This window comes from Streptococcus suis (genome assembly GCF_002960445.1).
Classification (GTDB): Bacteria; Bacillota; Bacilli; order Lactobacillales; family Streptococcaceae; genus Streptococcus; species Streptococcus hyiners.
In genome coordinates, this window is sequence record NZ_POJD01000200.1 from 1 (window position 1) to 352 (window position 352).

Consider the following 352-nt stretch of genomic DNA (forward strand, 5'->3'; position numbering starts at 1 on the left):
CGGTGAGCATATTCTTCCATCTTAGCTGTATCAAGTTTCTTCATAAGGCTACGTGTACGAAGTACAGATGTTGCACTCATAGAGAACTCATCCAAGCCCATACCTACAAGAAGTGGAACAGCTTGTTGATCACCAGCCATCTCACCACACATACCAGCCCATTTACCTTCTGCGTGTGCAGCCTTGATAACATTGTTAATCAAGCGAAGGATTGATGGGTTATATGGTTGGTAGAGGTATGAAACTTGTTCATTCATACGGTCTGCAGCCATTGTGTACTGGATAAGGTCGTTCGTACCGATTGAGAAGAAGTCAACTTCTTTGGCAAATTGGTCTGCAAGCATTGCTGCTG

The 352-nt window shown here is 44.0% G+C and carries 1 protein-coding gene; it reads right to left on the reverse strand.

The genetic code is table 11. The features are described 5' to 3' along the window. On the reverse strand, nt 1-352 hold a 352-nt coding region (locus C1G53_RS08155), incomplete at both ends, for a putative PEP-binding protein (RefSeq protein WP_330847471.1).